The following is a 10,613-nucleotide window of genomic DNA, read 5'->3' on the forward strand; positions in this document are numbered from 1 at the left end:
GTCCCCTAACATGTCGCCGTCTGCTGTCCCCACAGGTAGTCGTCGCTCCCGGAAAGGGAACCCATGTCCGACGTCATGAACAGCATCTTCGGCCGCCCCAAGAACGAAAGCGCCGGCTCGGGCGAGTACGCCTACGGCGCCGTCGAGCCCGTCCCCGCGGTCGCCGAGGCGGCCGTCATCGAGGAAGCGGATTCCGCACCGGAGGCGGAAGCCGCCACGGAAACCGCCGAAGCCGAAGCGGTCGACAGCGACCAGGTCGAGGACGACTCCGCCGAAGAGGACGCCGAAGAGCCCGCCGGCGACACGGCCGAAGCCGGCGAGGACGTCACCGGGACCGACGAGGAGGCGGTCGCCGAGGACGCGGAGGAGGACGCTGCCGAGACCGAGCCGGTCGCCGAAGTGGCGGAGGACGAGCCGGTTGCCGAAGCCGTGGAGGCTGAGCCGGTCGCCGACGAAGCTGTTGAGGCAGAGCCGATCGCGGACACCGAGCCGGTCGTCCCCGAAGCCGAACCGGTCGCGGAGACCGCGCCGGTCGCCGACGCCGAGCCCGCCGTGGCCCGGCCCGCCGCGGGCAGCCGCGGCAGCACCACGGTGGCCGACGGCGTGGTCGGCAAGATCGTCACGCGGATCGCCGCCCAGAGCGAGGGCGTGCACAGCGTCGCCGACGACGGCATCAAGGTCGAACTCGCCGACGAGGTCGCCTGGGTCACCATCCCCGTCGTGCTCGAGTTCGGCCACGCGGTCAAGGCGGTGGGCGAGCAGATCCGCGTCGCGGTGATCGACGCCGTCGAGCAGTACCTGGGCCTCGACGTCGAGGTCGTCGACGTGCACGTCACCGACATCCACTTCCCGGAAGCCGGCTGATCCACGCCGGTGCCCGGGCGGCCGTTCCGTTGCCGTCCGGGCGCTTCCGGAGAAAAGGCGACACTTGACACCGCTGAACCACCCCGGCGCGCCCGTGCCGGAAACCCCCGACTGGCACGTCACCGCGGTCCTCGGGCCGCGGCCCGGCGAAGGCGGCCGCCCGGTGCTCGACGCCGTCCGCGCCCTGCGTGCCCGCATCCTGTTCGACCACGGCCACCGTCCGGCGTTCCTCCGCGCGGACGGCACCCACGCCGACGACGAACATCTCGACTTCGGTGCCTGGCACTTTATCGCGCGGCGCAGTCCCGGCGGCCCGCCGCTGGGCTACATCCGGCTGTCCACACCGGACACGGGCACGCCGTTCCAGTCCCGTGACTTCCTCGGCGACGAGCCCTACGAAGAACTCCTGGCCGCCGCGGGCCTCGGCGCCGCGGACGTGTTCGAGCACAGCAGGCTGGTCGTCGAACACCGCGCCCGGAAGCTCGGGCTCGGCCTCCACCTCAACGCGCTGGCGATCGGAGCGGCCCACCACCTGGGTGCGCGGGCGATGATCGGGACGTCCGGTACGAAGGACGGCCAGGACCGGTTCCACGAGCGGTTCGGCTTCCGGCCGGTGCACGGCACCCGCCGGTACGTCCCGCAGTACACCGAAGACATCGTGATCATGCTGCACCGCGTGGCCGACGGCGGCGGGCGGCACCACGAGCTGGTCACGCGGCTGCGCGACGAATTCCCCGTCATCGCGGCCGCGGGCGCGGCGCCGCTGCTCCCCGTGCGGGTGACGCCGGCCGGCACCGTGGCACCGGACCACGAAGCCTGGCGGCCGGTGCTCTGCACCGCCGCCGACGCCGACGCGCTGCTCGCGTCCGGGAACGTCCGCGAAGTGCACGACACGATCGACGATCAGCTCACCGAACTGGTCCGCAGCCGCGAGCCGGCGGGCCACGACACCGCCGGGATCGAGTGCAAGAAGCGGGAACACCTGGCCGGCGCCGAGCGGCGGGAGTACGGCACGTGGGCGTGGTACCCGTGGTCGGGCCGGCTCGTGCACGTGCTGCCGCGCGAAGAGTTCCGGCTGGTCCGCGCCGATCGCGACCGGGGCCGCATCGAGCGGCCCGGCGAGCAGCGGCTGTTCGGCAAGCGGATCGGCGTCATCGGCGTGTCGGCAGGCACCGGCGCGGCGCTGACGTTCGCGCTCGAAGGCATCGGCGGCGCGTTCAAGCTGGCCGGCTGCGGCGGCTTCGGGCTGTCCGACCTGGGCCGCCTGCCCGGCGGGCTGCACGACCTCGGCGTCGACAAGGCGGTGCTGTCGGCGCGGCGGATGGCCGAGATCGACCCCTACCTCGACATCGAAGTCGAGCGGGCCGGTCTGACCCCGGAGACCATCGAGCGGTTCTTCGCGGGTGGTCTCGACCTGCTCGTCGAGGAGTGCGACACACCGTGGGTGAAGATCGCGGCCCGCGAGTACGCACGCGACCTCGGCATCCCGGTCGTGACGGGCGGCAACGACCACGGCGGGCTCGACGTCGAGCGCTTCGACCGCGAACCCGACCGGCCGCTGCTGCACGGGCTGCTCGGCGACGTGAAGTCGGTCGACCTGCTGGAGCTCACCACGCCGGAGCGGACGGCGGCGTTCGGCGGGCCGGCCGGCCGGCCGCGGCCGGCGTTCGGCATGGCACTCGGCGGCGCGTTGTGCGCGGAGGCGGCACGCCGCATCCTGCTCGGCCGGCCGTGCGAGTCCGGCCGCTTCCACACCGACCTCGAACAGCAGCCGGACCTGTCGGGCAGCCGCCACGGCTGACCTGACGGTGGCTCCGGCTCCGCTCCGGAGCCACCGCGGTCACTGCCCGGCTCGGGCCCTGGCGAGCACCTCTTCCAGCCGCAGCGGGCTGGCCGGGTGGTGGGACAGGCACAGCGGCGTCGCCACCCGGCGGAACCCGAAGGCCTCCCCCGCCACGTAGAACTGCGCTCGTTCGAGCCGCGAGATGTCCGCGACCGGGCTCCCCTTCGCGCGGGCCAGTTCGTTGGCTGCCGCGATCTGGGCCGGGCTGTTGAGGCGGCCGAAGAACTGCGTCATCGCGTTGCCGACGACCTGGTTGTGCAGCCCCTTGGGTGCCTGCGTCGCGAACAACAGGCCCAGGCCGTACTTGCGGGCCTGCGAAGCGAGCACGATCGTGCTGCGCGTGCTCGCCGTGAGGCTTCCCGAGGACGCCAGCGTCTGGGCTTCGTCCATCACGAACAACGCGCCCAGCGGCCGGTCGCCCGCGGGGTGGCGTTTGATCCAGGCGAACAGTTCCATCTGCAGCTGGTTGACGAAGTTCTGCCGCTGTTCCTCGGCGGGCAGCCCGACGAAGCTGATCACCGAGACGCGGGCGCGTTTGCCCTCGGCCGGCACGAGCAACGTGCCGGGATCGACCGGCTCGCCACCGCCCGCGAAGAGCGGGTCGTTGACCATCGCGGCCTTGAGGACCTCGGCCAGGTCGGCGGCGATGCGCTTGGCGTCGTTGAGGTTGCTGACGTCCTCGGGCAGGTCGGACAGGAGCTCGACCAGCTCCGGCAGGCTGCGCGACCCGGTCCGCGCGTGGTGGACGACCGCCTGCCGGAGCACCGCGAGCCCGATGTTGGCCTTCGCGGTGCTGCCGGTGAGCCGGGCCTGCGGGGCGAGCGTCGCCACGGCCACCTCGACGGCGGCGGTGAATTCGTCGAGGTCGTCGAGCACCCCGGCGAAGTCGGGCAGTGGCCGGAAGGCCAGCGGCCGCCCGGTCGCGCGCCCGGGCGTCCAGACGACGACGTCGGTGCCGGCGAGGTACCGCTCGGCCAGCTCGGCGTCACCGTTCTTCCAGCCGCCCGGCGGCTCGGGCCAGGCGTCCCCGAGGCGGGCGAGGTCGTTGTTGGGATCGAGGACGATCGCGGAGACGCCCTGCAGCGCACACTCCTCGATGACCCGCCGGAGCAGCACGGTCTTCCCGGAACCGGAACCGGCGAAGACGGCGGCGTGCTTGCGAAGCGCCGAGAGTTCGATCCGCACCGGCTCCCCGGTGCCGACGACGGTTCCCAGGGTGATTTCGCCCTCGCCGGGCAGAGGGTGCGTTGCCGCGGCAGACGGCCCCGACGGCTGTTCGGACAGCGTCTCGGCCAGCTTCTCGGGCAGCACGGCGGACAGCAGATCCGACCGGCTGGCGGGCCGGCGGTCGATCAGCCACTCGTGCAGCTCGCGGCCGCCGTTGTCCAGCATCTTCTGCAGCGCCCGGAAGGTGCGTGCGTCGGCTTCCGAAAGCCGGATCGTCCGGCCGCCCGCGGCCGTGAACTTCTCGACCTCTTCGCGCGTCTTGGCCCCGCGGCCCCAGGCGTCCCGGAGGATGACCAGGTGCCGGTTGTCCACGCCCTGCCGCTGTCCCGCCTCGGACCGGGCCTTGCGGAACCGGCTCAGCGCGGCCCGCGGATCGCGGGCCGCGATCGCCCGGAAAACCCAATGCTCCTGCAGGTCCGCGGTTTCGTCGAGCGTCCGGGTCAGCCAGGCGTGCACCTCGCTCAGCCCGGCCTGGCGCTCGCACGACCACTCCATGTCGTCGTCGCCGACCTCGGTGACCCAGCACCGCAGGGCGGCGGAGAGAAGCCCCGGCATCACCCGGTCCACGATCGACTCGGCCAGCAGCTTCCCGGGATCGACCTCCGCCTGCAGCTTCTCGAACTCGGCGTCGAGCTCGACGAACCGGTCGTTCTCCACCTCCGTCCGCACCGGCGCGACCGGGACCGGAGCTTTCTCGTCGAAGGAGGTGAGTTCCTTGACCTGTCCCGACCGCAGGCACAGTTCGATGTGCGCGCCGATCCGCTTGAGCAGTTCCCGCGGAGTCCACTGTTCCCACGGTTCCGCGAACGCCTCCGGCGCCACCGGCCAGGTCGGATGCGGCGGGGTGAAGCCCATCGCTTCGTAGGCCACCCCGAGCCGCTTCTCCACCAGCGCCCGGCCCACTCCCGCATGGGTGATCCGGCCGAGGGCAACCCATTCGTGGAACCGGTCGGGCACGGTGCCCGCCGCCTTCGTCTTGATCTGCACCCAAGTACTGGGCAAGCAGGCCAGCACGGTGAGGGTCTTGTGGGTGACCTCCCGCAGCCCCATGAGCCCGTCGGCGATCTGCGCCACGAGCAGGTCTTCTTCGGTGCTGTCCCCGAACTCCTGGGTGCGCTTCACCGATCGCGCGACAAGGGTGTCGAGCTGGTCGACAGCGACCACGACCGGGCCGGTCAGGGCGAGCAGCCGCGTGATCTCCCGCACGAGGACCCGGGAGGGTTTCGGCCGCGCGTAGATGTTCCACTGGCGAGCTTCGGACGTCAGCTCGGTATCGCCGTCGAGGTAGTCCTCACCGATGTACTTGACGCCGCGGTCCCGGCTCGCGATGAGCAGGAGGGCCCGCGCGGTGTCGCCGCATTCGTCCGCGACCATCTCGTCGAGCGACGCCACTCCGTCAACGAACGCCTCGACATCGTCCACGGTCAGCCCGCGGCCGCGCCGGATCCTCGCCTCGACCTGGGCATCGACGTGGGCCCGCAGGCACACTCGGAGCAGGAATCTCCGCAGTTGTGACTCGCCCGAGTCGTCCGGCCGGGCCAGGCCGCGGCGCAACGCCTCGGCCGTGTTCTCCCAGAACGCTTCGGCCGCGGTGACCTCGTCGAGGAAGAAGTAGCCCCTCGCGCGGTGCACCTGGCGCCGGACCAGGCCTAGCAAGTGGGTCTTGCCGACCCCCTTCAACCCTTGCAGGACGAGCCCGATCGGGCTGGGTCCGTCGCTGGTCGTGGCGTCACGGATGCCCGCATCGATTGCTGCCAGCGCCTCGGTGTGCAAGCCGTCGACGTGGTAAGGCGAGTCTCGCCAGACGTGGTCGGGGGTGTCCGCCCAATCGAAGCTCAATGTCGCCAGGGCCTTGAGCTCCTCCATCACAAGGCCTCGATCGAGAGCAGGTGGTTGTCTTCGCCGCCGATGCGGATCGCCGCTTCGTGGTCGGCGGCGGTGAGTGCCTTGCGGTTGTCCTCCGGGACGAGGTGGACCTTCCCGGCGCGGCTCAGTTCCTTGAGCACCGCATCGACTTCCGCGGCCGGCGCGCCGAGTTTCGGCCGCAGGTCGACCAGCCCGACCCAGCCGCGTGGCTCCTTCACGAGCTCGCGGTAGGCGATCCGGATGCGCTCCTCCAGGTCGACCGGCGGGACTCCGTTCGTGCTTTGCCCCGCACCGAAGATTTCGAACAGCCGCTTGTTCTCGCGCCGCAGGTACTTCCCCAGCCCACCGAGGATGACGTACAGCGCCGTCGCCAGCGGGCTCTGACCGCGTTGCGGCGGCGGCTCGCCCTCCGCGAGCTCCTTTTCACACCAGGCCCAGCCGCTGTCGCTCAGCACGTGCACGTAGCTCCGCTTCGGCCCGGTCCGGTCGCTGTCCACGTAGCCGAGCTTGTTCAGCCCCGTGCGTTCGGTGCCCGTGAGCGTGAAGCCGACCAGCTCCGCCAGCTCCTGGTTGGGCACTTCACGGCCCAGCACCATCAGCGTGAACATCGCCGCGGTCTGCTTGTGTCCCAAGCGGTCGGTCATCCGAGATCCTTCCGGTGGTTCGGCTTCGCCGCGGTCCGGGCGAGGGTGCGCAGGAGCCGGTCGATCGACCGGCGCGTTTCCGGGAGAGCCGCCTGGTGTCCGTCGCCGTGCGGAGAGCGGGCTTTGGCCGCCACCGCCAGGTCCGCCGCCAGCTCGTTCGCGCGGGGATCGTCGCCCGCCTCGACCGCCGCCTGCAGGTCCGTCAGCAGCTCGCCGACCAGATCCCAGCGGGGCGGTCGAAGCCGGGACGCCCGGACCCGAGCGAGCAGCGCGGCGAGGTCGGAATCGTCGCCGGCCGGCGGGGTACCGCCCCTCAGCTGGGCGACCAGATCGCGGGCCACGCCTGCCGCGCCACGGGCACCGAACCGCAGGTACCGGAGGTTGCCCACGTAACCCGGGAGCCCGGCGGCCTCCGTGCCCGCGGTCAGGATCGGGATCACCCGGCGGTCCTGACCGAGCGTGCGGTGCAGGAACAGCTCGACCTCGGCCGCCTGCCAGCGGCTCACCTTGCCGTCGACGACCAGGCAGAGGTGCCGTGCGTCGTCCTCGGCCCTGGCGAGCAGGGAACGGTCGCCCGAAAGCGACTTCACCACCCCGACGTTCAGCTTCTTCAGCTCCGCGACCAGCTCGCCGGCCGGTCCGACGGCCCCCCTCGGGATGCTGACCCGCAGTTCGTGCCGGAACTCCTGCCGGCTCGTGCGCACGGCCGCGACGTAGGCGTCGCGGTTCTCCGCCAGCAGGTCGGTGCGATCGAGGCGGCACGCGATCACCGCCGCGACCGTTTCGAGGGCGAAGCCGATCTGGTCCGCGCTCGGCGTCTTTTCCAGCAGGACGGGCAGCTGCTCGCCGAAGCTCCAGTACGAGACGTACGGCAGCGTCAGGTGCCGGGACATCGTCTCCGGGGCGACGCCTTGGTCGAGCCACGCCCGGTACAGCTCGGCCGTCGCCGCGACGACGGTCTTCCGCCATTCCTCCGACCGGCCGTACTCCTCCCGGTTGTCGAACCGCGACAGGATCGGCAGGACGGTCAGCCGCGACCGGTCGAACGGCAGCAGGTTCCGCGCCGCGTCCGCGCGCCCGGCGAGCTCGGTCGCTCCGCGGATGCTCTGCTGGTTCGCCGTGAACAGCACCACGAGGTGGTCCGGCAGGTGCGCGGTGCAGATGCTGCCGATGTCGGAGATGCCGGTGCGGCTGTCGATGAGGACGAAGTCGTAGTCGTTCGTCCACTGTCCGCGGCACTTCTCGAGGTATTCGCCGAACCCTTCGTCGTACAGGCCTTCCCAGTCGATCTCCTGGACCTGCCGGACGTAGCCCGGCTCCTCGCGCCCGGCCGCGATGAAGTCCAGTGCGCCGGCCTTCCGCAGCCGCATCACGTGCGCCTCCGGCGCGAACCGCCCGGCCCGGAAGTCGGCGACGAGGTCCACCACGCCGCCTCGCGGCTTGCCGGGCAGCCGCAGCCGGAAGTAGTCGCCGAGACCGGGTGCCTCGAGATCCCAGTCGAGGCACAGCACCCGGTGTCCCCAGCGGGCGAGGAGCACGGCGACGTTGGCCAGCGTGAAGCTGCGGCCGACCCCGCCCTTGTAGGAGTAGAAGGTGAACACCGACCCCGGCATCGGTCAGAACCTCGGCATCCGCGCCGGCTTCGGCGGTTCGGGTGCCGGGGTGTGCACCGGCCAGTCCGCCCGCCAGTCCGGCGCTCGTTCGATGAGATCCTCGAGTTCGTCGGCGATCTCCGCGATCTTGTGGTTGAAATCGAGGTACGCCGGCGCGGCCTGGAAGTGCTCGAAGGGGTGGTTCCACTGCTGCAGGTCACGCATGCGCCGCTCGTGCGCCCACGCCGGGAAGTTCCGTGAGTCGCAGAAGATCACCGGGTAGATCAGCGGCCACGGGTGGTCCGGCGCCGGGCGCATGGTCAGTTCCTCCCGCTTCGCCATGGAATGCCACTCCGCCAGGCACCATTCGTCCCGGAAGTACTTCGGCGAACACACCGGCACCAGCACCCGGGTGCGCAGCAGCGCGGTACGCACTTCCCCGGCCCAGCTCGCACCGGTGCGCACCTGGTCGTCGCAGAAAATCCGGACGTCCCGGTAGAAGTTCTGGTCGAGCACTTCGGTCAGCCGCGGGCGGAAATGGTTTTTCACCCACGCCGAAATGTCCCGGCCGGCGCGTTGGTAGCTGATGAACACGTCGTACTCGTACACGCGTGCCCTCGCTCCTTCGCCGCTCCCCACCAGGCAACGGCCCATCCTAGGCCCGGCCCGCTCGATGGGAGAAGGCAGGAAACCGGACAGAACGATGCCAATAACTGGCCATTTGACGGCGCTCTCGCTGCCCGACCGGAAAAGCTTGACAACCGCGGACACGGAAGATAAATGACAGGGCAGCGCGCCCGGCGCGCAATATTGTTTCCGCACCGATCAACCGGATCGGTGCATCACCGACTCGACGGGGAGGGGCGCGATGCCCGACCGTGCCGCGCCCCGGGTGTTCGTGACCTACTCGCACGACACCCCGGAACACAAAGAACTCGTGCACGGCTTCGCGTCGTTCCTCCGCTCCGGGATCGGCCTGGACGTGCACCTCGACGCCTGGTACGACAACACGCGCCGCGACTGGTCGCTGTGGGCCACCGAGCACCTGGAGAAGGCCGACTTCATCGTCGTCATCGCCTCCCCCGACTACAAGCGCCGCGCCGACGGCACCGCGATGCCCCACGAGGGGCGGGGCGCCCAGTTCGAGGCGGCGATCATCCGGAACAACCTGACCCGGGACCTGCGCCGCGAGACCGAGCGGGTGCTGCCGGTCGTGTTGCCCGGCCGCTCGGTCGACGAGATCCCGGCCTTCCTCAACGCCCATTCGACGACCCGGTACGAGGTCCGCGAGTTCACCGAAGCGGGCGTGACCGACCTCCTCGCCGCGATCACAGGGCAGGGCCAGTACCCGATGCCCCGGCGCGGAACCTGGCGCGGCGGCGCCGCCGGCGACCAGCGGGTGCCGGCCGGCGAACTGCCCTGGGTGTGCGCCAGCAACGGCGTGAAACGCGGAACGGCGTCGATCGACGGCCAGAGCTACGAGCAGAGCATCGTCCTGCGGCCGGCTTCGCCGGCGGTCACCGGGCCGGGGTTCGTCGAGCTGGAACTGGGCGGCAACTACCGGCGGTTCACCACGGTCGCCGGGGTTCTCGACGACGCCGCGGACGCGTTCCAGGTCGGCCGGGTCCGCGTGGTGCTCGACGGCACCCCGCGCTCCGAGCACGACGTCTCGGCCGGCAAGCCGGCGGCGATCGACCTGGACGTGACCGGCGCCCGCCTGTTGCGGCTGGAGCTGTCCCGGCCGGGCACCCCGGCGTCACCGCTCCGCTCCGTGGCGTTCGTCGTCACCCCGCGGAACGCCCGGCCGCCCGAACTGGCGCTGGGCGATCCGACCGTGACCTGATACCGCAACGGCAGCTATCGGGGCTGCGGTAGCTCATCAAAGACCGAGGTAGTTCCCCTGGTCACCGACTTGCGGCGCCCGTACGACGTCGTCCTGCCTCGCCTGCCGCAGTCCGCCGGCGATCCGCTTTCCCTGCCGGCCGCGATCCCGCAGATCCACAACCACTGCGATCGCCAGCAGCGCCACGATCGTGCTCGCCGCGATGACCCATCCCATACCGGCCCCCTTCGCCTTCTCCTCAAGGTAACGCCGCGACCGGGAAACAGACCCGGATTTGATCGAGAATTAGGGGCCGGGTCGAAGCGGGCTCCGTTGTCGAGGCGTGGCCGGCTTGGAGGACTTGTTGCGCTGGCGGTGGATCGGTTCTCACGGGCCGAGCCACCGCCCGGGGCCGGACGCTGATCGACCGCGAGTGCGAAAGGCCCACGACTCTACGACTGGGCTGTGGCGTCCCTTCCGGCCGTGAACACACCCGAGCTGGTCCGCGTGGCCGCAGCTCGTTGGGCCATCGAAGAATGCTTCCAGAGCGCCAAAAACGAAGTCTGCCTCGACCATTGCCAGGTCCGCCGACACGACGCTTGGTACCGGCACATCACCCTGGCCGTGCTCGCCCACACCTAACGAAGTGGGGGGGGGGGGGGGTTTTTAAGGAAACAGGAAGTGGGGTGTGTGGTGGGGGGGGGGGTGTGTTTTGGTGTGGGGGGGGGTTTTGTTTGGGTGGGGGAGGTGTGCGG

General features: G+C 70.9%; 8 protein-coding genes and 1 pseudogene. 4 read left to right on the forward strand and 5 right to left on the reverse strand.

The genetic code is table 11. The features are described 5' to 3' along the window. The first annotated feature begins 63 nt into the window (after window positions 1-63). Both AB0F52_RS16460 and AB0F52_RS16465 read left to right on the forward strand, forming a co-directional pair. Window positions 64-864, forward strand: a complete 801-nt coding sequence (locus AB0F52_RS16460; RefSeq protein WP_360170747.1) for an Asp23/Gls24 family envelope stress response protein — start codon at window positions 64-66, stop codon at window positions 862-864. A gap of 64 nt (window positions 865-928) precedes the next feature. Beyond that, window positions 929-2,665 (forward strand): ThiF family adenylyltransferase, encoded by a 1,737-nt coding sequence (locus AB0F52_RS16465; protein WP_360170750.1) that lies wholly within the window; start codon window positions 929-931, stop codon window positions 2,663-2,665. A 39-nt stretch (window positions 2,666-2,704) separates the two neighbouring features. Here the strand turns inward: AB0F52_RS16465 and AB0F52_RS16470 are convergent, their stop codons facing one another. Genes AB0F52_RS16470 through AB0F52_RS16485 form a run of 4 tightly spaced genes read right to left on the reverse strand, consistent with a single transcriptional unit; the run spans window position 2,705 to window position 8,645 of the window. After that, entirely contained in the window at window positions 2,705-5,800 is a 3,096-nt protein-coding gene (locus tag AB0F52_RS16470; RefSeq protein ID WP_360170753.1) for a DUF87 domain-containing protein, read from the reverse strand. After that, window positions 5,800-6,444: a hypothetical protein gene (locus AB0F52_RS16475; RefSeq protein WP_360170756.1), complete on the reverse strand. Its 645-nt coding sequence runs from the start codon at window positions 6,442-6,444 to the stop codon at window positions 5,800-5,802. Before AB0F52_RS16475 ends, AB0F52_RS16470 begins: the two co-directional genes overlap by 1 nt. Then, entirely contained in the window at window positions 6,441-8,057 is a 1,617-nt protein-coding gene (locus AB0F52_RS16480) for a CATRA system-associated protein (protein ID WP_360170759.1), read from the reverse strand. The genes AB0F52_RS16475 and AB0F52_RS16480 overlap by 4 nt, the downstream gene beginning before the upstream one ends. A gap of 3 nt (window positions 8,058-8,060) precedes the next feature. Beyond that, entirely contained in the window at window positions 8,061-8,645 is a 585-nt protein-coding gene (locus tag AB0F52_RS16485; protein ID WP_360170762.1) for a toll/interleukin-1 receptor domain-containing protein, read from the reverse strand. Between the two features lie 259 nt (window positions 8,646-8,904). Between AB0F52_RS16485 and AB0F52_RS16490 the strand changes: the two genes are divergently transcribed. Further along, complete coding sequence (locus AB0F52_RS16490) at window positions 8,905-9,879, forward strand: SEFIR domain-containing protein (protein ID WP_360170765.1); 975 nt, start codon at window positions 8,905-8,907, stop codon at window positions 9,877-9,879. 36 nt (window positions 9,880-9,915) lie between these two features. Here AB0F52_RS16490 and AB0F52_RS16495 read toward each other — a convergent pair whose 3' ends face one another. Then, on the reverse strand, window positions 9,916-10,095 hold the full coding sequence (locus AB0F52_RS16495; RefSeq protein ID WP_360170768.1) for a hypothetical protein: 180 nt from the start codon (window positions 10,093-10,095) through the stop codon (window positions 9,916-9,918). Window positions 10,096-10,353: 258 nt separating this feature from the next. Between AB0F52_RS16495 and AB0F52_RS16500 the strand changes: the two are divergent. Beyond that, window positions 10,354-10,500 (forward strand): annotated as a pseudogene (locus AB0F52_RS16500) (IS701 family transposase); the annotation flags it as partial. Window positions 10,501-10,613: the final 113 nt, after the last annotated feature.

This window comes from Amycolatopsis sp. NPDC024027 (genome assembly GCF_040638975.1).
GTDB lineage: Bacteria > Actinomycetota > Actinomycetes > Mycobacteriales > Pseudonocardiaceae > Amycolatopsis.